Origin of the sequence: Alteromonas salexigens (genome assembly GCF_025628895.1) — a bacterium.
GTDB lineage: Bacteria > Pseudomonadota > Gammaproteobacteria > Enterobacterales > Alteromonadaceae > Alteromonas > Alteromonas salexigens.
Map to the genome: position 1 here is coordinate 207,931 of NZ_JAOTJC010000007.1, position 20,137 is coordinate 228,067.

General features: G+C 53.2%; 21 protein-coding genes. 6 read left to right on the top strand and 15 right to left on the bottom strand.

What is annotated here, in order from left to right; all coding sequences use genetic code 11:
* Nucleotides 1-76: 76 nt before the first annotated feature.
* From hflX to OCL06_RS08410, 7 genes are all read right to left on the bottom strand, one after another.
* The gene (gene hflX / locus OCL06_RS08380; protein ID WP_262993409.1) at nt 77-1,366 is read right to left on the bottom strand and encodes a ribosome rescue GTPase HflX; all 1,290 of its coding nucleotides are present in this window, start codon (nt 1,364-1,366) and stop codon (nt 77-79) included.
* A 17-nt stretch (nt 1,367-1,383) separates the two neighbouring features.
* Complete coding sequence (gene hfq, locus OCL06_RS08385; RefSeq protein WP_262993411.1) at nt 1,384-1,638, bottom strand: RNA chaperone Hfq; 255 nt, start codon at nt 1,636-1,638, stop codon at nt 1,384-1,386.
* Nucleotides 1,639-1,720: 82 nt separating this feature from the next.
* A complete protein-coding gene (gene miaA / locus OCL06_RS08390; RefSeq protein ID WP_262993414.1) occupies nt 1,721-2,656 on the bottom strand; it encodes a tRNA (adenosine(37)-N6)-dimethylallyltransferase MiaA in 936 nt (311 codons plus the stop codon).
* Nucleotides 2,649-4,400, bottom strand: coding sequence for a DNA mismatch repair endonuclease MutL (gene mutL / locus OCL06_RS08395; RefSeq protein ID WP_262993416.1), 1,752 nt, complete (start codon nt 4,398-4,400; stop codon nt 2,649-2,651). Before mutL ends, miaA begins: the two co-directional genes overlap by 8 nt.
* 25 nt (nt 4,401-4,425) lie before the next feature.
* The gene (locus OCL06_RS08400) at nt 4,426-5,757 is read right to left on the bottom strand and encodes an N-acetylmuramoyl-L-alanine amidase (RefSeq protein ID WP_262993419.1); all 1,332 of its coding nucleotides are present in this window, start codon (nt 5,755-5,757) and stop codon (nt 4,426-4,428) included.
* A 48-nt stretch (nt 5,758-5,805) separates the two neighbouring features.
* The gene (gene tsaE, locus OCL06_RS08405; protein WP_262993421.1) at nt 5,806-6,288 is read right to left on the bottom strand and encodes a tRNA (adenosine(37)-N6)-threonylcarbamoyltransferase complex ATPase subunit type 1 TsaE; all 483 of its coding nucleotides are present in this window, start codon (nt 6,286-6,288) and stop codon (nt 5,806-5,808) included.
* 35 nt (nt 6,289-6,323) lie between these two features.
* On the bottom strand, nt 6,324-7,823 hold the full coding sequence (locus OCL06_RS08410; protein ID WP_262993423.1) for an NAD(P)H-hydrate dehydratase: 1,500 nt from the start codon (nt 7,821-7,823) through the stop codon (nt 6,324-6,326).
* 6 nt (nt 7,824-7,829) lie between these two features.
* Between OCL06_RS08410 and queG the strand changes: the two genes are divergently transcribed.
* Nucleotides 7,830-8,969 (top strand): tRNA epoxyqueuosine(34) reductase QueG, encoded by a 1,140-nt coding sequence (gene queG, locus OCL06_RS08415; RefSeq protein WP_262993425.1) that lies wholly within the window; start codon nt 7,830-7,832, stop codon nt 8,967-8,969.
* A 16-nt stretch (nt 8,970-8,985) separates the two neighbouring features.
* Here the strand turns inward: queG and OCL06_RS08420 are convergent, their stop codons facing one another.
* The 3 genes from OCL06_RS08420 to nudC all read right to left on the bottom strand — a co-directional run bounded on the left by OCL06_RS08420 (nt 8,986) and on the right by nudC (nt 11,878).
* The gene (locus OCL06_RS08420) at nt 8,986-9,597 is read right to left on the bottom strand and encodes a hypothetical protein (RefSeq protein WP_262993427.1); all 612 of its coding nucleotides are present in this window, start codon (nt 9,595-9,597) and stop codon (nt 8,986-8,988) included.
* A 12-nt stretch (nt 9,598-9,609) separates the two neighbouring features.
* A complete protein-coding gene (hemE, locus tag OCL06_RS08425; protein ID WP_373318466.1) occupies nt 9,610-10,704 on the bottom strand; it encodes a uroporphyrinogen decarboxylase in 1,095 nt (364 codons plus the stop codon).
* A gap of 346 nt (nt 10,705-11,050) precedes the next feature.
* Nucleotides 11,051-11,878, bottom strand: coding sequence for an NAD(+) diphosphatase (nudC, locus tag OCL06_RS08430; RefSeq protein WP_262993431.1), 828 nt, complete (start codon nt 11,876-11,878; stop codon nt 11,051-11,053).
* Nucleotides 11,879-12,149: 271 nt separating this feature from the next.
* Between nudC and rsd the strand changes: the two genes are divergently transcribed.
* From rsd to OCL06_RS08455, 5 genes are all read left to right on the top strand, one after another.
* Entirely contained in the window at nt 12,150-12,647 is a 498-nt protein-coding gene (rsd, locus tag OCL06_RS08435; protein ID WP_262993434.1) for a sigma D regulator, read from the top strand.
* Nucleotides 12,648-12,713: 66 nt separating this feature from the next.
* The gene (locus OCL06_RS08440; protein ID WP_262993876.1) at nt 12,714-13,187 is read left to right on the top strand and encodes a transcriptional repressor; all 474 of its coding nucleotides are present in this window, start codon (nt 12,714-12,716) and stop codon (nt 13,185-13,187) included.
* Nucleotides 13,177-13,641: a chemotaxis protein CheX gene (locus OCL06_RS08445; RefSeq protein ID WP_262993437.1), complete on the top strand. Its 465-nt coding sequence runs from the start codon at nt 13,177-13,179 to the stop codon at nt 13,639-13,641. Before OCL06_RS08440 ends, OCL06_RS08445 begins: the two co-directional genes overlap by 11 nt.
* Nucleotides 13,631-14,071 (top strand): secondary thiamine-phosphate synthase enzyme YjbQ, encoded by a 441-nt coding sequence (locus OCL06_RS08450; RefSeq protein WP_262993439.1) that lies wholly within the window; start codon nt 13,631-13,633, stop codon nt 14,069-14,071. Before OCL06_RS08445 ends, OCL06_RS08450 begins: the two co-directional genes overlap by 11 nt.
* A gap of 99 nt (nt 14,072-14,170) precedes the next feature.
* Nucleotides 14,171-15,391, top strand: coding sequence for an OmpA family protein (locus OCL06_RS08455; protein ID WP_262993441.1), 1,221 nt, complete (start codon nt 14,171-14,173; stop codon nt 15,389-15,391).
* A gap of 213 nt (nt 15,392-15,604) precedes the next feature.
* Here OCL06_RS08455 and dnaB read toward each other — a convergent pair whose 3' ends face one another.
* From dnaB to OCL06_RS08480, 5 genes are all read right to left on the bottom strand, one after another.
* The gene (dnaB, locus tag OCL06_RS08460) at nt 15,605-16,996 is read right to left on the bottom strand and encodes a replicative DNA helicase (RefSeq protein ID WP_262993443.1); all 1,392 of its coding nucleotides are present in this window, start codon (nt 16,994-16,996) and stop codon (nt 15,605-15,607) included.
* Between the two features lie 177 nt (nt 16,997-17,173).
* Entirely contained in the window at nt 17,174-17,689 is a 516-nt protein-coding gene (locus tag OCL06_RS08465) for a hypothetical protein (RefSeq protein WP_262993445.1), read from the bottom strand.
* A 329-nt stretch (nt 17,690-18,018) separates the two neighbouring features.
* Nucleotides 18,019-19,008: a DUF4097 family beta strand repeat-containing protein gene (locus tag OCL06_RS08470; protein WP_262993447.1), complete on the bottom strand. Its 990-nt coding sequence runs from the start codon at nt 19,006-19,008 to the stop codon at nt 18,019-18,021.
* Between the two features lie 21 nt (nt 19,009-19,029).
* A complete protein-coding gene (locus OCL06_RS08475) occupies nt 19,030-19,530 on the bottom strand; it encodes a hypothetical protein (RefSeq protein WP_262993449.1) in 501 nt (166 codons plus the stop codon).
* Nucleotides 19,523-20,098 carry an RNA polymerase sigma factor gene (locus tag OCL06_RS08480; protein ID WP_262993451.1) on the bottom strand — a complete coding sequence of 192 codons (576 nt, stop codon included), beginning with the start codon at nt 20,096-20,098 and terminating at the stop codon, nt 19,523-19,525. The genes OCL06_RS08475 and OCL06_RS08480 overlap by 8 nt, the downstream gene beginning before the upstream one ends.
* Nucleotides 20,099-20,137 lie beyond the last annotated feature (39 nt).

Here is a 20,137-nt window from a genome sequence, read left to right on the forward strand (position 1 = left end):
CTGATACTCCATAAATGATTAATAATTCTTCTTATCGAAGCTGCTACGTCGTTGCATTATCCGTAATGTATAGCAATCAGTGACGTACCACAAAGTTCGACAAACCTTCATCCAGCCTTTTTTCCAGACGGTTCCAGTCTGCAGATGGCATACGCACATCTACAACCCAGTCGCCATCGTCGTCGTATGATTCGTTGGATATACAATTGAGCTCATACAGCACCCCGATCAGGTTGCTCTGAGCCGGTGGTATCCGCAGCGTGTAGCTTACCATGCTTTGCGCCAGACATTCTGTCAATGCCTCGCTCAGCAGTTGCGTACCTTCGCCAGTCTGAGCTGATAACCACACACGAATCGGGACACCGTCTTCGTTTCTGTCTATACGCGGTGCGACGTCGTCGAGTTTATCAATTTTATTACAGATAACGAGTTGTTGTATGTCACCTGCCTCAATTTCGTCCAGTACGTCGTTTACTTCGTCCATGGTTTCCCGGTAACCGGCATCGGCTACATCCACCACGTGCAGTAACAAGTCGGCTTCCTGCGTTTCCTGTAGTGTGGCTTTGAACGCTGCCACCAGGTCATGGGGCAAATGACGAATAAAACCAACGGTGTCAGCCAGGATTGCCGGGCCCACGTCTTGCAACTCCAGCTTACGTAGCGTGGGGTCCAGCGTCGCGAACAGCTGATCGGCAGCATATACGTGGGCATTGGTTATGGTATTGAACAAGGTCGATTTCCCGGCGTTGGTGTAACCCACCAACGAGACCGTAGGAATTTCCGCCCGCTTGCGCGACCGGCGGCCCTGCTCACGCTGCCGCTGCACCTTTTCTAGCCGCCGCAGAATAGATTTTATCCGCCCCCGCAATAAGCGACGGTCAGTTTCCAGCTGGGTTTCACCTGGTCCACGCAGCCCGATCCCGCCTTTCTGTCTCTCGAGGTGGGTCCAGCCGCGGATAAGGCGGGTAGAAATGTGCCGTAATTGCGCGAGCTCAACCTGTAGCTTACCTTCGTGCGTACGGGCGCGTTGCGCGAAAATATCGAGAATAAGACCAGTGCGGTCCAATACCCGGCATTTACATACGGATTCGAGGTTACGCTCTTGTGACGGCGACAATGAATGATTGAAGATCACCACATTGGCGTCATGGGCTTTGACTGCCGCTGCAATTTCTTCAGCTTTTCCGGAACCAACGAAATACTTAGCCTGCGGGGCGTTGCGCGATGTGGTAAGCACATCCACCGCATTCACCCCGGCAGAAGATACCAGCAATTCTAGCTCTGCCAGATCTTCCTTACTGTTTTCGTCAGTAAAGTTTACATGAACGAGTATCGCCTGTTCACCGGCCTCATAACGGTCAAACAAGCTGTGTACCTTTCTGTTTATTCACTTTTAGTATTTTCTGTATCTCCTTGGGTAGCGCTCGGCATTGTAATTGCTCTGGCTGGGACAACCGTAGAGATGGCATGTTTATATACCATCTGGCTCACTGTGTTTTTCAACAGAATGACAAACTGGTCAAATGATTCTACCTGACCCTGAAGTTTAATTCCGTTAACCAGGTAGATAGACACAGGAATACGTTCCTTTCGTAACGCATTTAAAAATGGGTCTTGTAATGATTGCCCTTTAGCCATTTGAAATCCTTAGTTTTTATTATTTCAGTAACGAACAATGCTGCTTGCTACCGCGCGTCTAATATATATCACACTGTTTATATTAAAGTGTGACTTTTGCTGTAATTTTAGTCAAATTATCTTTAGCAAATGTGTCAAGCCAGGTTGCCCCTTGCCATCCACGCAGCCAGGTTAACTGCCGCTTGGCTAATTGGCGGGTAGCAATAATACCCCGCTCGCGCATTTCCGCATAGCTAATTTGCCCATCCAGATACTGCCATGCCTGTCGGTATCCCACAGAGCGTATAGAGGGTAAATCCTCATGCAGATCACCCCGGCGGTGAAGTTTTTCCACCTCGGCAATAAATCCACTCGCCAGCATCTGGTCAAATCGTTCGGCAATACGCTGGTGTAACACCGCGCGTTCTTCGGGGGCAATCACAAACTGTGCAATGTCGTATGGACACTGTTGCCCCTTTTCCTGTTGCCACGCCGTCAGCGTTTTACCGGTACTGCGGTACACTTCCAGTGCCCGCGTGATGCGTTGTGGATCATTAGGATGTATTCTGTTCCCACTGACCGTATCAACGTCACAAAGTTCCGCATGCAATGCCTGCCAACCGCGTTCTATGGATTCCTTTTCTATCTGCGCACGAATTGCTTCGTCAGACTTAGGTAATGGCGAAATTCCATTTATCAAGGCATTGAAGTACATCATTGTTCCGCCCACCAACACCGGCACCCGGCCACGGCTATGAATTTCGCCAATCAACCGCACCGCATCAGCGACAAACTCTGCCACAGAATACGACTCCGAGGGGTCCAATGTGTCAATCAGCCAGTGCGGAACCGCCGCCTGCTCTTCCCCAGTTGGCTTGGCCGTGCCAATGTCCATGCCCCGATACACCAGCGCGGAATCGACACTGATAATCTCGCAATCTACCTGGTCAGCCAGTTGTAATGCCAGCCCGGTTTTACCTGAGGCGGTTGGCCCCATAATTGCCACCACGGGCGCTGCATCTTTTGTGCCACTAGCCATTATCTTGTTCCATAAATGCGCATACTGTTTCTGCAGTGCGGACTTTACCAAACTCAGTTATCCATTCCCACTGGTCCGCCACCGCCTGCGCATCAAACCACTGCCACACAGCGGTCATGACGGCGTCGTCCTGTTCGCTGACGACTTTCGCCAGTGCCGCAATGATGTCTGCCCGACTGGCTACCTCTGCATCCACCAGCGCGCTAAACCACGCCAGCCAGGGCCAGTGACGGGTGCCTGCGGGCACCTGTTGTAAGCGTATTTTGCCGGCTACCCTGTCCACCGCTAAATTCACTTCGGCCAGCGCCCGCAGGGTCGTGTCGGTTACCTGGCTGGCGGTTATCGATACGGGCATTAATAGTGGCTGCGAGGTGCTAGCCCCGCTAAGCGTTTCGGTAAGCCAGGGACGGGCCAGGTCGTGGACCTGCAGTAAAATAACCTGCTGGTCACGGGCATATAACCGCGACGACGGGCTTATGGTTAATGCAGAGCGACTCGATGAGGGAGTTTGCAACGTGTCGCCAGTTGGCGTCATCAATTGCTGATAGTTGGTCTGGGACTGACGGTCGCTTACCTGCCGCGACGGTGATGACATGCCGCCGCGGGGTCCGGCACTATGACCCGCCCCGTGCTGCGGCGGGCTCATGCGTGGCGTGCGGCTGGCAGCGGGTGCGTCCGGTATGCTCGACAGCGGACGTATGTAGTCGTGGGTCACAGGGCTCTCTGCGGCACCCGCTGATGCATAGTCTGACTGGGGCTGCAGAGCATCAGCCACCGTTTTACTGATAAAATCATGCACCAGACGGCTCTGCTGGAAGCGTACCTCGTGTTTGGCCGGATGCACATTCACGTCTACATCACTTGGGGGAACCGTAAGGTATACTACAAACGCCGGTTGCTCGACGGTGCCCCAGGCTGACTCATAGGCCTGACGGATGGCATGCAAAATCAGTTTATCGCGCATCCCCCTGCCGTTGACAAAGCTGAACTGACAATCGGTACTGCTACGCAGCACATGCTCATTGCCAAGCCACGCCTCCAGCGTTATGCCATGGTATTCACTGTGACAGTACACCGCATTGCGAACAAATTTTTGTCCGGCCACTGCCGCGATACGGGCGGCAAAATCTGTTTTATCCACGGCCAGAAAACGGCGCATGACCTTGTCGTTATGCCGCAAAATAAACGTGACTTCAGGATGGCTGAGGGCAATGCGCCGGATTACATCATCGATATGCTGAAACTCGGTTTTTTCGGCACGCAGGAATTTGCGGCGGGCGGGTGTATTGTAGAACAGATCCGCTACATCAATGGTAGTGCCATCGGGGTGGGCGACCGGATTCAGCTTTACTGCCATCTCCCGGCCTTCACAGTGGGCCTGCCAGGCTTGCGCCTGGCTGGCCGGCTTTGAAGTAAGGGTCAGCCGGCTGACCGAGCTGATACTGGCCAGCGCCTCGCCCCGAAAACCCAGCGAAAGAATTTGTTCCAGATCATCCAGCGTACTTATTTTACTGGTGGCATGGCGACTGAGCGCCAGCTCCAGCTCCTGCTTATCAATGCCGCAACCATTGTCGCGCAATCGAATACGCTTGTGCCCGCCCTTTTCAATATCAATTTCAATTTTGCTGGCACCGGCGTCCAGGCTGTTTTCAACCAGCTCTTTCACCACCGATGCGGGACGTTCTACCACTTCCCCCGCGGCAATCTGGTTGGCCAGCCGGGGCGGCAAGAGTTGTATTGGCAAGACGGTATCCGTTATTTGTGGGTTGTCAGGTACTGGGAATGGTCAGCACCTGACCAATCTGTACCACATCGTTACGCAGGTTATTGGCTTCTTTAATGCTGCTGACTTTGACGTTGTAGCGTTGTGCCAGCAAGGATAAAGACTCGCCGCTGCGGACCTTGTGTGTGCGGTTGCGTTCTTTCTGGGCCGCCCAAAGCGTCCCGTCCGGCGGTACCTGGCGGAAATAGCGCTTGGCGGCGCCAAAAATAGAGTTTGCCAGCCGCTCCCGGTATGCCGCCCAGTTAAGGTTTTTCTCTTCCTGGGGATTGGAAATAAAGCCTACCTCAACCAGAATCGACGGAATATCCGGGGCGGTCAATACTGCCAGGCTGGCCGCCTGCGGTCTTTTCTTATGCATTTTCGTGACTTTACCCAGTTCCTGAATAACTTTGTTACTTAGATCGTAACTGGCTGCCATGCTGTGATCCATCGACAACCCCAGAATAGTTTCAGCCAGATAGCGCTCACTGGCTTTGTCGGTGATTACTTCAGCAGCACCACCCAGTAACTGAGAGTGTTGTTCAGTGCGCTCCATCCAGCGGCCTAACTCGGTATCTGCACGACCGGTAGAAAGCACCCATACCGAGCCTCCCCGAGGCTGCGGCTGATGAAACGCGTCGGCGTGAATAGACACCAGCAAATCCGCCTTTTGCTGCCGCGCAATGGCCGGGCGTTTATTCAGTGAAACATAATAGTCACCGGAGCGGGTCATGATGGCGCGCATCCCCGGCTCCCGGTTTATCCGTGCTTCCAGCTTTTTCGCGACGCTTAGCGTAATATGCTTTTCGTAGGTGCCAGACGGGCCGATTGAGCCCGGATCCTCGCCGCCATGGCCGGCATCAATGGCAATAATAATATCCCGGTCACGCTGGTTGCTGAGACTGTCTTTAACTACCTCTGACTGATTACGCGACGACGAGTTAACAGTGTCTTCCAAATCGATGACCAGACGGTGTCCATAGGGTTTGGTGGGTGTCATGGCGAACAGATTAGGAGAGGCTTTGCGGGTCATATCAATCACCACCCGGGCCGACTGATTATTCTTCGGGGTGGAGTAACGCACCCGGCGCACCAGTTCGCCGCTCTTATCGATAGCCGGTAAGTCAGCGCTGTCGGAGGTATTGGCCAGGTCAATCACCAACCGCTCAGGGTTAGAGAGGGTGAAATAGGTAAACTCAGGTGCCTGCTCGAGATCCAGTACCACCCGGGTACTGCCCGGCGATGGCCACACCCGCACGCCATCGATGGCATTTTGTGCCGCATGCACGGCCAGGCTCACCAGCCACAGGCAGCTGATGGAAATCAATACGCGTATCATGCTTTGCCTTTTTGCTCTTCTCATGGTCGCCTTAAGGCCAATGTGGAACTATATGCGCTTACAGTGCTGCAAACATTTACTGCCGTGCAGAGTCTTGGCCTGCACCTGAAAACGCCGCCCCTCACCTTCTATGGCTATACTAATCACTAAATCTGCGGATGCCAAGCAGCCCGCGCCCTTTTCCGCCCACTCCACCAGACACAGCGTTTTATCGCTAAAATAATCCCGAATTCCCATGAATTCGAGTTCTTCCGGATCGGCAAGCCGGTATAAGTCAAAGTGGTACACTGAGACCGCATCCAGCTCATAGGGTTCAACCAGGGTATAGGTAGGGCTTTTCACGGCACCTGTGTGACCCAGAGACTGAATAAAATGACGGCTAAAAGTGGTTTTGCCGGCGCCAAGATCGCCTTCAAGGTAGATCACTGACGATGCGGGTAACAACCCCCGCATCGCTTGTGCAAGGTCCCGGGCCAGCGCCCGGGTATCATCTTCAGAGGCGGCAAAAAATGTGCTGTGTGGGTACGACATGACAGTTATTCTCTACAACTCGGGCCACGCGGACGCTATTGATTAATCAGGGCGCGTACCGCTTCAAACAAATCACTGGCTATCATACCACGTTGTCCGTATAGCCGGGCCACTTCGTCACCGGCTTTTGCATGCAGCGTCACACCATATTTGGCCGCCATGTCCCGATCCAGTCCCTGGGCCAGCAACGCCCCTAAAATGCCGCTGAGCACATCACCGCTACCCGCTGTAGCCATACCGGGGTTGCCATGGCGGCACACCCAGGTTTGTTCTTCGTTATCAATGATCGTACCCGCCCCCTTCAATACACTGGTGGCATGAAAGCGCTGGGCGCACTGTCGGGCATAGTTAAAGCGCTCGGTTTCCACGTCTTCCACAGACACGCCCAGTAACCGCGCGGCTTCGCCAGCGTGAGGCGTTAATATACACTCATCCAGGGTGAATGCCGTGGCCTGTTTACCCAGCAAATTCAGCGCGTCGGCATCGATGACCACGGGCTTATTTTCAGCCTGACAATGCTTAAGTGTGGTGGCAAAAGTCTCCTGAGCCCACTCATCCTGACCGAGCCCCGGCCCAATCACCACACAGGTGGCCCATTCCAGCGCTTCGTCGAGGTCCTGGTCCGCCACCATAAGTTCCGGGCGGCCGGCACTCACCTGTATGGTAGACGCCTCATGGACATACACCCTCACCATACCAGCGCCACTTCGTAGTGCTGCTTCACTGCTTAGCCGAATAGCGCCTGCGGTGCCCCGGTTTCCGCCCACACAGAGCAAGCGGCCATAGGTGCCCTTGTGGGAATGTATATCCCGGGGTCCCATGCCACCAAACTGCTGTATATCCAGCAAACTCGCACACGGCTTTGCCAGTTGACTGAAGGCTTTACCAATTCCCAGATCATCGAATGCCAGCTTGCCACAGGATTGTTTGCCTGCGCCGGTGGTCAGCCCGGGTTTTATGCCCACAAACGTCACCGTAACATCAGCCTGTATACAACGTCCCAACGACTGCCCTGTGTCCGCATCCAGGCCGGAGGGGACATCTATACTCACCACCGGCTTGTCCGACTGATTAACCGTATCAATAATGTCGGCAAATTCATTGCGGATATAACTGTTAATGCCAGTGCCCAGTAAGGCGTCCACCACTACCTCCGCTTTTTCCAGCAAGGCTTCACTGAAAGGGTGTATGGCGCCACCACTGGCACGCCAACGGCGCTGGGCCTCGCCGGCATCACCGCTCAGTTCCCGTTCAGGCTCGACGGCACAGACGTACACCTGCTTGCCCGCCTCGCGGGCATGGGTGGCAGTAATATATCCGTCACCGGCATTATTTCCCTGCCCCACCAGCACCAGAAAAACCTCGGTATTTGGCAGCAAATCCTGGCACTGACTGAACACGGCTTTGCCGGCACGCTGCATGAGGGTAAACATGTCGCAGCCGCTTTGCCCGGCGGCGGTCTGCTCGTTTTCCCTGACCTGATCGGCGCGATAAAGTTTGTATGGTAAACTTGCGGTGAGTTGAGTATCTAGCATGAGCGTATGTCCAGTTTACAGTCAGTCGATTTAGTACGATTTACAGACGATATCAAGGCTTGGGGGCGGGCGCTAGGCTTTCAGCACGTTGGCGTGAGCGATATTGATTTAGGTCGCCATGAACAGTACCTGCAGCGCTGGCTGGAAAATGGCTACCACGGCGATATGCAATTTATGCAAGCCCATGGCACCAAGCGTTCCCGCCCCGAAGAACTGGTACCCGGCACGGTGCGGGTAATTTCTGTGCGCATGGATTATTTACCGCCGGATGCGTCCTTTGCCCGTAACCTGTCCGACGGGAGCCTGGGCTATATCAGCCGGTATGCGCTGGGCAGAGATTATCACAAGGTACTGCGCAAGCGACTCAAACAGCTCGGCGACAAAATCACCGCAGCACTGGCAGACACTGCCTTTCGGCCGTTTGTGGACTCGGCCCCGGTACTGGAGCACGCCATTGCAGAGAAAGCCGGGGTGGGCTGGACCGGTAAACATTCGCTGACGTTATCCAAAGAGGCCGGCTCGTGGTTTTTTCTGGGCGAGTTATTTATCAATTTACCCTTACCCACAGACACTCCGGTAGAAGAAGGCTGCGGCAGCTGCACCGCCTGCATGACCATCTGTCCCACCCAGGCCATTGTGGCACCCTATACGGTTGATGCCAGAAAATGTATTTCCTATTTAACCATTGAGCACGACGGAGAAATTCCGGAGGTATATCGCAAAGCAATGGGCAACCGCATCTATGGGTGTGATGACTGCCAGCTGATATGCCCGTGGAACCGGTATGCCGATATCACCCGCGAGTCCGACTTTCATCCTCGCCAGGTATTACATGGCCAATCATTACTGACGTTATTCAGCTGGGATGAAGCCACCTTTCTTCACAACACAGAAGGTTCACCCATTCGCCGGATTGGGTTTGATAAGTGGCAGCGCAATATTGCGGTAGCGCTGGGTAATGCCCCCTATGACGAAGCGGTCGTCACCGCTCTGCGGGAGGCGTTGCCACATGCCACGGCGTTGGTACGCCCGCACATCGAATGGGCGCTGGCGCAACATCATGATAAGAAATCGCAGGATGGACAAAGCCGCCAGTTACAGCGGCTTACCCGGGCTGTTACGAAAGGGTTGCCCCGGGACGCGTAAGCGCCGGCCATTCAAGCTAACGGCGTAGTTCGGTAAGAAAATAGGTGTGCTGGTTGTGCTGGGACGTATAGGTTTTTATGGTTGCTTGCCGCCAATCCGGCTGCTCTTTGAGGCCACCTAATAGTTTCCCCCACTGTTCCGAATCACCGTCTGATTCGCCAATCAGCAGACAGCGTGTCTGCTCGCAATGCATGGCATGAAACGCTACCTGACCGGCGCTGGCATGATCCGCAAAGTAACGCGCGAGCCGCCCGCGGGTGGTGAGATCGGCTTCACCGGTGGTCAGCCATTCGCTGCCATCCTCACTCAGAGGCACCCTTATCTGGCTGGCGTCAGGGTTAGCCTGACGAATGCGCCGCACAGTGTCTGCCACAGCCTGTATCTGTAACGGCGCTGAACCAGAATAGGAAGCCACGGGCGCGCGATCTGCCGGGCGGGCAGCACTCGCTGACGCCACCACCGGCACAGCGGTCAACGCCTCATCGAGAGCCTCAATGGAGTTATCTGACAAGGTGTCCTGTGGTACCTGTACAGACGGACTGTCTGCCAGTTTGGCGCGGTAATATCCAAACTGGTAGCCCGCGATCCCTATAAATATGACTAACGGAAGCAAGTGCCAGGTTTTCATAAGTGGTCGTAGTTATTCCTGGTGATACTGTCGGCTCAGCTCATGCACCGCTTTGACGAATACGCCAGCGTTCTCCGGCGGTACATCCAGGTGGATACCGTGGCCCAGATTAAATACATGCCCGCTGCCGTTACCATAACGTTGCAGGATAGTCGCCACTTCTTCACGAATACGTTCGGGCGAGGCATACAGCATGGAGGGGTCCATATTACCTTGCAGGGCAACTCTGTCGCCGATACGCGCCCGGGCTTCGTCGAGATTAGTCGTCCAGTCCAGACCCACTGCATCACAGCCGGTGTCGGCAATAGATTCCAGCCACTGCCCACCATTTTTGGTAAATAAGGTAACCGGTACCCGACGGCCATCCGCCTCCCGGGTCAGGCCATCAACAATTTTGGCCATGTATTGCAACGAAAATTCCTGATAGTCCCGTGGGGACAAGACGCCGCCCCAGGTATCAAATATCATCACTGATTGCGCGCCTGCGGCTATCTGGGCATTCAGGTAACTGATCACGGAGTCGGCCAGTTTATCCAGCAGCAGGTGCAGCGCCTGCGGGTCCGCAAACGCCATCTTCTTGATTTTTGTGAAGGCTTTACTTGTGCCACCCTCCACCATATAGGTGGCCAGTGTCCATGGACTGCCAGAAAAACCGATGAGGGGCACCTCACCTTTTAACTCCCGGCGAATAGTGCGAACGGCATTCATCACGTACTGCAATTCGCCCTCGGGATCAGGGATCCCTATTTTTTCTACGTCGGCGCGGCAGGTAATGGGATTACGGAAACGCGGGCCTTCGCCGGTTTCGAAATACAGGCCCAGCCCCATCGCATCCGGGATGGTAAGGATATCGGAGAACAAAATAGCCGCATCCAACTCAAACCGACGCAATGGCTGCAAGGTAACCTCACAGGCCAGTTCGGCATTTTTGCACAATGACATAAAATCACCGGCTTCCGCCCGCGTTGCCTTGTACTCAGGTAAATAACGGCCCGCCTGGCGCATCATCCACACTGGTGTGGCATCTACCGGCTGCTTGCTGAGCGCACGCAGGTACCGGTCGTTTTTTAATGGTGGGCGCTGGGGGTTCGCTGGAGTTGTCGACATCATATCCTCTGCTAAAATCGCTTACCTGATTCGGTGTGGCCGGAGTATATCAATAATCTCAGTCATTGGCGCGAAAAGCACAGCTTATAGCGGTGAAAATCCCTCCGACTGGCAGTCCTTAGACCTATCTTGGCTATTTAGATCACCTCCCCCATTTCCCTTTAAGGGTCTCAAAAAATGCGACAGTATGAAAAATTTACACGATGAACGGAAATTGAGCTTGCGGGATTAGTTAGTGTTTGCTACTTTTAAAACCAGCAAAGACAAAGAAGCCCGCCTACGGGACCGAACGTTAACTATTAAAACCCTGCACCTTGCAGGGTTTTTTGTTATGGGCGACCGGATATCAGGAAAGCTGCTTTATAACCGCATCGATTAATTGCCCGGCAATGGACAGCTTAGGAGGCGTGTCCGGCAGCGCGTCGAGTGAAAACCATTGGGCATCGTCAATTTCATGTTCGTCACACACAATGTTTCCGCCGTCATATTCAGCCAGGTAACCGACCATCAGAGAGTGGGGAAAGGGCCACGGCTGACTGCCGAAATATTGCAGGTTTTTCACCCGCACACCGACTTCCTCGAATACTTCCCGATGAACCGCCTGTTCCAGGCTTTCACCGCTTTCCACAAAACCGGCAAGTGTAGAATACATGTTAGTTTCGCGATGGCGCACGCCGCGGGCCAGTAAGATCCGTTCATTGTCGTGAATGGCCACAATAATGCAGGGCGACACCCGCGGGTAACAGCGATGCTGACACTGTTGGCACTGCATGGCCATCTCCCAGTCTATCTTGTGCATTGCGCTGCCACACTGACCACAGAAGCGGTGGGTACGCAGAAAATGAACATACTGCCAGGCACGACCGACCACACTGAATGCGCCCACCGGCGTGTTCATCAACACGTTGCGCAGTGACACCTCTTCCCACTCGTCGCTGTCTACCGCTTCCGCCCCCATATCCACGACAAACGTGGGCTGCTCTTCCTGAAGATGCGCTTCCAGGGGCGTTAACTGGTAAACGTCCTGCTGATAGGCTGCTAAAAATGGTAACGACGAAGCATCGGTCACCGGGGGTTGTGTATCACCACTGGCTACCAGTAATTTACTGCGGGAAAAAATAAGCCAGCGGGCAGCACCTTGTTTCAGCTGGTGCGAGGGGACCTTTTTCATCATAGCGTTCACCTTTACGTGCCCTGCCGGTGCGACCCGTTGTCGCGACCTCGTGACTCTGCCGGTAAGCTTACCGATCCTGGTCTCCGCACACAATAACCTGCCCGTGGTCAGATATGCCCGCGCAGGTGCCTGGCTGCATAATGCTGTGTGCATAGACACGCAGGGCTTTTGGCCAAGCCGGGACGTGCTGCATTTGTACTGTGTCTTTGCGGTGTTATACTGAAATTATTAAACCAGCACAGCCCCGTATAGGGTAATCAGGCAACTACGCATGTTAAATCAACTGGAACAGGTTAAAGGAAAGTGGGGGGGCCAGCTGGCTACCATAGACAACTGGTTGCAGGCTCGCCAACGGTTACTTATCCAGTACTGTGAACTGGCCGGCCTGGCTCACCACGACCATCAAAATGGTAAGCAAGCTAACCCGCTTCCGGACCCGGCCGCTATTGATGCATTTTGCGAGGCCATGATGGACTACATGTCAGCCGGGCACTTCGAAGTGTACGATATGCTGGTCAGCGATGACGCACAGGGAAAAGCCCTGAAACAACAGCTTTATCCGGATATAGCTACCACCACAGACAGCGCTCTGGCCTTCAACGATACATACACCGATGTGGTGTCAGAGCAGCAGGCTGCGGCGTTTGACAGTCATTTACAGGCGCTGGGAGAAACCCTGGAGGCACGCTTCGCGCTTGAAGACCAACTGATTGCACACATGTACGAGACGCAGAAGCGCAAAGCGCCCGCAGAGGCCGATTCTCAATGACCCTGCGTTGTCTTCGGGTCAGGTATGACTCGTCGGGCATTGATAACATTAAATGGTAGTTTGTTGATGAACAATGCGACACTAATCAGTAAAGCCCGCGCCTATTGCGAGCAGCGCAATGCACGTTTCACACCGTTGCGGGAAAAAGTATATCAAATCCTCTTAAGCAAGCATGGGCCCATGGGGGCCTATGAATTGCTAGATGCGCTCAAGGAAACCGAGTCCGGAGCGAAACCGGCGACAGTTTACCGGGCGCTGGATTTTCTTCTCGACTTTGGCTTTATTCACAGGCTGGAGTCCACAAACGCGTTTGTTGCCTGTTATCATTTCGGCTGTCACCATCCGGTACAGTTCCTTATTTGCGACAGTTGCGGTGACGTAGCAGAAATTCAGTCTGAAGGGTTAAAAGAGACCCTGGACAAACAAGCTAAAGCGCATGGCTTTAGTGTATCGAAACAAACTATTGAAGCACACGGACTGTGTGCGGATTGTCAGGAAACAGATGTGCCTGTTTCAAAGGAGTCATCTCATGAATGCTGATTTCGTTAACCCTTTTATTAGCGGGTTACTGAATGTGATGGAAACTATGGCGCAGACCAAACTCACCCCGGGCAAGCCCAAACGCAAGCAAAGCGATATCGCGAAAGGTGATGTAAGTGGTCTTATCGGTATGGTGGGTCCAGAGGTAAGAGGCTCAATGTCGATTACCTTTGACGAGCAGCTGGCATTGACCATTATGCAGCGCATGGTAGGTGAGCGTCCGCCTAAAATTGATGCCGAAGTGGGTGACATGGTGGGTGAGGTAACCAACATGATTTGCGGGAATGCTAAACGTGATTTAGCCGAGCGCGGTTATGAATTTGGCATGGCTACCCCTATCGTAGTCTCCGGAAAGCAACATAGCATCAGTCACCAGGTTGATGGTGCTAAGATAATCCTGCCGTTTATGTGTGATGAAGGGCTGGCTCATTTGGAAATCTGTTTTGACAAATAATCCTTTCTGGCATTCTGACACTATAACCCTGCGCCCTTATCCTCGGGGCTTTCACCTGATTACCGATGAAATCATAGGTGCCTTGCCGCAGATACGCGAAGTAGAAGTCGGCCTGTTGCACCTCTGGTTACAACACACCAGCGCCAGCCTGACCATCAATGAAAATGCCGATCCGTCAGTCAGAACTGATCTCGAATCCTACTTTAACCATACTGTAAGAGAAGATTCTTCTTACTTTATTCACACTTATGAAGGTAGCGATGATATGCCAGCGCATATTAAATCGAGTATGATGGGATGCGAGGTCACCTTGCCAATTCAGCAAGGTGAGCTTCAATTAGGTACGTGGCAGGGAATAATTCTTGGCGAACACCGTAATCAGGGAGGCGCCCGCCGTATCGTTGCAACCCTACAGGGCATGGCCCGGTAAACTCGAAACTATTGCCTGCGCAGTATTATGGCATGAAGTGTGCTTAAGCTCGCATTATCAAAAATTTGGTAATCACTCAACGTTATACAGGATGTGACTATGAAAAAAACATTTACTTTAGCTGCACTCTCACTGGCTGTGCTGTCTGCAAACAGCTATGCACAGGAGTCTTCCACCCCGGCTTACGACAATTGGATTGGGTTATTTGGTACCAAATACAACGTTGACGTTGAGCGTCCGCTCCCGAACGGTAATTACGAAGAAGGTGAAGGCTTCGGTATGGAAGCTGGCTTCCGCTTTACCCAAAGCTGGGCTGCCCGTCTGGAATATACCGCCCTGGAACTGGACTACCTGGATTTTAATGGCTCTGACCGTGATGACAGTGGTCACATGATTGGTGCAGATGCTATGTGGTTTATGCCTGACGATTGGTGGTATCTGTTTGCCGGTGTGAAGCACCAGAACATGAACGACACCACGACCCTGGGTAATATCGGTATTGGTAAGCACTGGGACATCAGCGAAAAGGTTAAGTTAATCACCGAAGTAGCCGCTTATGAAGATTTCGGCGAAGACTACAACGATTACAGCTTTAAGCTGGGTCTGGCGGTAACTATTGGTAATAACGATACCTCGCGCCCTGCCACCCCACGCGACAGCGACAATGACGGTGTAGTAGACGGCCGTGATCAGTGCCCTAACACACCAGCCGGTGTAACCGTGGATGCCCGTGGTTGTGAAGTTAAATCGATGGACAGCGACAACGATGGCGTTATGGACAGCAAAGACCAGTGTCCTAATACGGCGGCCGGCGTTGAAGTAGATGCCCGTGGCTGTGAAGTTAAAATGAAGGACAGCGATAACGATGGCGTCGCTGACCAAAACGACAAGTGTGCTGATACGCCAGCAGGCAACGAAGTGAACAGCGATGGCTGCACAGTATTTGACGAAGAAGAAGTGTCAATTACCCTGCGCGTACTGTTCGACAGCGAAAGCTCTGTAGTTAAGCAACCTAACGACCCTGAGATCCGTGAGTTTGCTAACTTCATGAAGCAATATCCTGAAACCACGGCAACCATTGAAGGTCACACTTCTGCGCCAGGTACAGAGTCGTACAACATGCAATTGTCACAGGCCCGTGCCGATGCATTCCGCGATGTACTGGTTAATCGTTACGACATCGATGAAAGCCGTCTGAGCACTGTAGGCTATGGCGAGACACAGCTGCTTGATGAAGGCAACGATGCCGAAGCGCACCGTGTTAACCGCCGTATCTCAGTAACTGTAAGCGGTACAGCGAAGGTTCCGGAGAAGCGTTAATCGCTGACTGAAACAACCCGAAAGGCGCCGTGAGGCGCCTTTTTTATTGCGGCAGTGATAATTGATTTGCACGGATACTGTTACGGCGTCATCGCAGGATAATAATGACCCGTGGCGAAAACCAAAAAAGTGTTTGAGGCAGGTATTAGTTACATCATAGTCGTGCTGCGTAGCTGATATTCAGCGAGCAGCAATTATAGTGACCACGCCTGGTTAGTAAGCGTCATCCATCGCCGGACCGGCATAGTTATCGAAGCGCGAGAATTGGCCCTGGAAGGTAAGCCGACTGGTACCGATGGGACCGTTACGCTGCTTACCAATAATAATTTCGGCAATGCCCTTATCTTCACTGTTTTCGTGATACACCTCATCACGGTATATAAACATGATTAAGTCGGCATCCTGCTCGATAGAGCCGGATTCACGCAAGTCTGAGTTGACCGGCCGTTTATCCGCACGTTGTTCCAGTGTTCGGTTAAGCTGGGATAGCGCTACCACCGGGACTTCCAGCTCTTTCGCCAGTGCCTTCAGTGAGCGTGAAATTTCCGCAATCTCTAACGTCCGGTTGTCACTTAGTGACGGCACCCGCATCAACTGCAGGTAATCGATCATAATCATACTGATGCCGCCCCGCTCGCGCGCCAGCTTACGGGCACGGCTACGCACATCCATAGGAGTGAGACCGGAAGAGTCATCCACAAACAGGTTATCGCTGTCTTTCAGCATGGCCATGGTGTTGGAGATACGAGCCCAGTCTTCGTCGTCTAGCTGCGCTGTACGGATTTTTGTCTGGTCAACCCGGCTCAGTGACGCCAGCATACGCATCATGATTTGTTCTGACGGCATTTCCAGTGAGAACACCAAGACCGGCTTCTCTTCTGCCATCATGGCATTTTCTACCAGGTTCATGGCAAAAGTGGTTTTACCCATTGAAGGTCGGGCGGCCACGATGATGAGGTCTGAGGGCTGCAATCCACTGGTTTTTTTATCCAGATCAGTGAACCCCGTGGTAACCCCGGTAACCTCTTTGTTGGTTTTAATTAACGCTTCCAGCCGGTCGATGGTTTTACCCAGGACCGACTCTACGTTACGGGGGCCTTCATTATCGCCGGTGCGCTTTTCGGCAATTTCAAATACCCGGCTTTCAGCAAAGTCGAGAATATCGGCGCTGTCACGGCCTTCCGGATTGTAGCCAACTTCAGCAATTTCGTGGGCGACGCCAATCAACTCACGGGTTACCGCCCGCTCACTGATAATTTTCGCGTACGCCACCACGTTGGCAGAACTGGGCGTATTTTTTGCCAGCTCGCCAAGGTATGCAAAGCCGCCGGCGTCGTCCAGCTCATCATGCTTTTCCAGTTGCTCCGACACGGTGATGAGATCCACCGGCAGGTTGTCGCCCAGCAAACGCATAATGGCGCGGAAGATAATTTGGTGAGAACGGTTGTAGAAGTCTGACTCGGTAACCAGTTCGGCCACTTTATCCCAGCTTTCAGGATCAATAAGCATACTGCCAAGCACAGACTGCTCCGCCTCAATGCTATGAGGAGGCACTTTAAGCTTTTCAATATTTTTATCTTTAGGGGCCTGGGACGCGTCTTTCACAACTACCAAACTACTTAATTAAACGGCCAGATATTATGCGCTATTTGCGCCGCAATTGCAGTATTCGAGCGAAAAAATCTGTGGCAGAGAATGCTGTGACGGTAAGCCCGGACAGTTCTGATCCGAGCCGGGAAATGAGGGGGGCAGCCCTCTTAGCTTCGGGACTGACCAGGGTAATTAAATCGCGCCTCGCACGTCAGCGGGCAACGCTTCTGGTACAGACTGCAGTGGCTTGCTCTTCTCAAGACGCAGAAAGACACCGTTCCACGCCACATAAGCAGCCTGATTATTCTGATACAACAGGGTTTGGCCGGGCACGCTGGCATCCGACTCACAGGTAATTCTTACCTGGGTGACCGGACCGGCGTGGAAGTCCAGATGACGTAGATCCACACGGTAGGTTTTTTCTACACTGGCTTCATCCAGGGTTTCCTCGGTGTACTTGGGAAGCAGGCAGCCATTCTGAGCCAGTTGGGCGCGATCAGGCTGGTAGCTGAAGGTTTTACCCAGCCACAGCGTAACATCGTCATGGCTAACCGTGGTGGTTGCAGCTCGGGCACTGTCTGTGACGACCCAGGTGCCCTCAATAGACTGCGCACCACCGACCCCACAGCCGGCCAACAGCCCTGCCGCGATACCTGTAAGTGCCAGACGTGACACGCACTTGCGTAAAAATCTCGACCCTGTCTTCATTGCTATCTCCTTCCGGCGGTATTACGCCGCCTGTTCTGTGGTCGCGTAAGTAGCAGGCTGTGCCTGTACAACCTCGCACAGGGGCGGTGCACTGGGCAGCGAATTAAGCCTAAGGGGTACGATAGTATACCCTGCTACAGAACGGCCTTAGACGTGCCCTGCGGGCACGGGGGCGTTACTTTATTTATCACTACCACCGATAAAGCTAAATATGTGCCAATGTTTACTTTATTCCCGCAAAAGGAGATTGGTGGCGGACATTACAATTATGTAGGGAAGGAAGAAGAGTATGCCAAAGCCCGTTTTACACGGGCTTTGGCAAAGGGAGGTTACTGGCGGTGGGTAGTTAGTTTAACCCGTCCACTGACCGTGGAAATATCAACACTGGCGTCACCGCCCTGGTTGGCAAATTTCAGCCAGCGGCTGGGTCCGTATTTGGCTTTCTGCATTTTGTCGGACGTAAGATCGTTAATAATATTCCCGCCGGCATGGGCCTCAATATTAAATCGCGCTGAAACATTTGGCTGAAAGGCCAGGTTCAGACTGCCGCCCACTGACGACGCCCGCACATCGCCATTGTTGTTGAGCGTCAGGCTGGCGTCTACTCTGCCGTTGACCGTTTCTATGCGCAGTTCAGAGACGGCCTGCATAGTAAGTTCAATATCACCATTAACGGTTTCTACACCGACGTCAGGACTGCTGGTGATCACATCGATGTCACCATTCACGGAGTCGAAACGGGCGTCACTATCACCGGTGTGATTGCCGCTGATATCACCGTTTACAGTTTCTACATTAATGTCTCCGGATACATCCTCAAGCGTTATATCCCCATTGACCGCTTCCAGCTTTACTCTGCCGGCCAGCGACCGGGCACGAATATCACCATTGACCACGTCGGTACGCACCGAATGAGTGAGGTCCGTGAGCGTGACATCGGCGTTAATGGTTTCATACGTCACCTGTGCGCCATGAGGAACATAAATGGTCAGTTCATCCCCGTCATGGCTGGCCCAGTCCCGCCAGTCGCGGTTACGCCGCCGGGTTTCCACTTTAATTACCACCGCATTACCATTCTTCTCGAAGATAAATTCTTCGGTCTGCTCGCCCAACTCTCCGGTGACCCTGATTTCCGCTTTGTCCCAGCCGATGATATCCGCGGACCCGTTCATATGTTCTACTTCCACAAACGGCGCGTCGCTGGTTTGCAGGGTTTTGTCCACCTTCTCTCCGGCCACTACCGCACTACTTAGCGCTAACAGGCCAATGCTCAACAGGGACCGGCCCGAAAAGGCCATTGCTTGAATTACTGATGTCATTTTGTCACTCACCTATTGAAGTTAAATTTGTTGCCATTGCGGCGCATGTACCCGTTCTATGAGGGTAATTTGTTGTTGGTGGACCTGTTGCAACATGCGCAGCAAGGCCCCGTTATTTGGATCTTCTTTTAACGCCGCTTTAATCGCGCTGGCAGCCTCGTCCAGTTCAGCAAGCTGCGCCTCCCAATTCTCCGTCATCGCCGGCGCGTCGGTGTACTGCACCAGCAACGCCTGCTTCTGCTGTTCATGCTGATTACTCAACGCCTTTACCAGGGCCTGCCCGGTTGGGTGGTCAGTAGCCGGTACCGACGTCTGCTGAATGCCATACCAGCTGAGGCTCACAACAAGGGCCACACTGGCTGCAACAGCCGCCAAGCGGCGGTGGCGATTCTGGGGCACAGTACCGGTGTCGTGTTGGTGTTCTATACCTAATTCAATTCCACGCCATAAGTCTCGCTGCGGGGCTTTTTCTTTCGCCAGATCATGCAGCTGCTGGTTCAATTGCTGTTCGAATTTACTCATCGGTATACCCCATCCACTCTTTCAGCAGGTGTTTGGCACGGTGAAACTGTGCCTTACTCGACCCCACTGCCATATTCAGCATGTTGGCTATCTCCTCATGCCGGTAACCTTCAATTGCATGGAGCACAAACACCATGCGGGCCCGTTCAGGTAAACGCACTATGTACGCCTCCAGGTCTACATCGCCAGCCGAACCTTCTGCTGTATGATGCTCGGCAGCACTGCCTTCTATATTGAACATACGGTGTACCCAGCCCCGCTGCTTGCGCATGTAACTCACGGTGATATTCGCGGTCACACTATGCAGCCAGGTGGAGAATTTACTTTTGGCATTATAATTATCCAGCTTACGCCACAACTGAATAAACACTTCCTGGGTCGCATCTTCAGCTAACCCCTGATCAGCCGTCAGCCGATAACTCAGGGCATGTACGCGCCCCACATAGCGGTCATACAATTGCCGGTAAGCCTGTTTATCACCGGCCTGCGCTGCTTCAATCAACGCCTGCTCACGCGCCATTGTAAACGTGTCCTGTGCATCTACTACGCTACGGTGCGTTGTCTCCATGGACTCTCATTACCTGTCTGTCAGCCAGCTAAGGGGCTT

Coding starts and splice junctions, on each gene's coding strand:
- hfq (WP_262993411.1), bottom strand. CDS start 1,638: ATGGCTAAAGGGCAATCATTACAAGACCCATTTTTAAATGCGTTACGA.
- miaA (WP_262993414.1), bottom strand. CDS start 2,656: ATGGCTAGTGGCACAAAAGATGCAGCGCCCGTGGTGGCAATTATGGGG.
- OCL06_RS08400 (WP_262993419.1), bottom strand. CDS start 5,757: ATGATACGCGTATTGATTTCCATCAGCTGCCTGTGGCTGGTGAGCCTG.
- tsaE (WP_262993421.1), bottom strand. CDS start 6,288: ATGTCGTACCCACACAGCACATTTTTTGCCGCCTCTGAAGATGATACC.
- OCL06_RS08410 (WP_262993423.1), bottom strand. CDS start 7,823: ATGCTAGATACTCAACTCACCGCAAGTTTACCATACAAACTTTATCGC.
- queG (WP_262993425.1), top strand. CDS start 7,830: ATGTCCAGTTTACAGTCAGTCGATTTAGTACGATTTACAGACGATATC.
- OCL06_RS08420 (WP_262993427.1), bottom strand. CDS start 9,597: ATGAAAACCTGGCACTTGCTTCCGTTAGTCATATTTATAGGGATCGCG.
- hemE (WP_373318466.1), bottom strand. CDS start 10,704: ATGTCGACAACTCCAGCGAACCCCCAGCGCCCACCATTAAAAAACGAC.
- nudC (WP_262993431.1), bottom strand. CDS start 11,878: ATGATGAAAAAGGTCCCCTCGCACCAGCTGAAACAAGGTGCTGCCCGC.
- rsd (WP_262993434.1), top strand. CDS start 12,150: ATGTTAAATCAACTGGAACAGGTTAAAGGAAAGTGGGGGGGCCAGCTG.
- OCL06_RS08440 (WP_262993876.1), top strand. CDS start 12,714: ATGAACAATGCGACACTAATCAGTAAAGCCCGCGCCTATTGCGAGCAG.
- OCL06_RS08445 (WP_262993437.1), top strand. CDS start 13,177: ATGAATGCTGATTTCGTTAACCCTTTTATTAGCGGGTTACTGAATGTG.
- OCL06_RS08455 (WP_262993441.1), top strand. CDS start 14,171: ATGAAAAAAACATTTACTTTAGCTGCACTCTCACTGGCTGTGCTGTCT.
- OCL06_RS08465 (WP_262993445.1), bottom strand. CDS start 17,689: ATGAAGACAGGGTCGAGATTTTTACGCAAGTGCGTGTCACGTCTGGCA.
- OCL06_RS08470 (WP_262993447.1), bottom strand. CDS start 19,008: ATGACATCAGTAATTCAAGCAATGGCCTTTTCGGGCCGGTCCCTGTTG.
- OCL06_RS08475 (WP_262993449.1), bottom strand. CDS start 19,530: ATGAGTAAATTCGAACAGCAATTGAACCAGCAGCTGCATGATCTGGCG.
- OCL06_RS08480 (WP_262993451.1), bottom strand. CDS start 20,098: ATGGAGACAACGCACCGTAGCGTAGTAGATGCACAGGACACGTTTACA.